This is a genomic window from Vibrio sp. 10N.261.46.E11 (genome assembly GCF_041472735.1).
Taxonomy (GTDB): Bacteria; Pseudomonadota; Gammaproteobacteria; order Enterobacterales; family Vibrionaceae; genus Vibrio.
This window is the reverse complement of sequence record NZ_JBFRQW010000069.1, coordinates 1-670: the sequence shown is the minus strand read 5'-3', so window position 1 is coordinate 670 and position 670 is coordinate 1. Positions and strand designations below refer to the sequence as shown.

Sequence of the window (670 nt, the reverse complement as noted above, 5' to 3'; positions counted from 1 at the left end):
TGCTCGAAGAACGGTCGTATGTCTTTGCGGCTACGGCCTAACCCTATCCAAATGACTTGGTGAGTCTTAGCGTCAGTGATGACAGTGGCATACCGATGTCCTTTAAAGATGGCGAACTCATCCATGACGAGTTGTCTTAGCCCCTCCCATTTTACTGGCGGTACCACTTGTCTAAGTCGGCGTTTATCTATCTCTTTAATGGTGTGCCAATGAACGCTAGTTAGCTGAGAAATATGCTTAATGGGAAGAAGGGGTAAAAGTTTTTCTATATAGCTTTTTAGGCGCTTCGTTATACGAGCATAAGGCTCTAACCAAGATAGTGACTCTGTTTTAATGCCGCAGTCACGACACTTAACCCTTCGTGTTTGAACAGAAAGTTCAACAGGAACCCCGAGCAACATGGCCTCTTTCACATGACGCCATTGATACTCATGGATAGCTTCGGCTTCAAGACCACAAAGGCACTTAGCCTCAGAGTTAGGTTTAAGTGTCAGGGTAATAAGTGATGCTGTCTGGTGAGACTTTACTATTTGAAAGCCTTCCCAGAATGAAGATAGGAAAGTATGATTCTGCATGAAAACGGTAGTTTGTGTATGATTTTTGTTTGGCGACTAAACCATATCACTTACTACCGTTTTTGTTTTCAATTCCCGCTAATCCGCGATGAACC

The 670-nt window shown here is 43.6% G+C and carries 1 protein-coding gene; it reads right to left on the bottom strand.

From position 1 onward, the window contains the following. Window positions 1–575 (bottom strand): helix-turn-helix domain-containing protein (locus AB4407_RS19270; protein ID WP_372121674.1); only part of this gene is annotated, 575 nt, incomplete at its 3' end. Window positions 576–670: the final 95 nt, after the last annotated feature.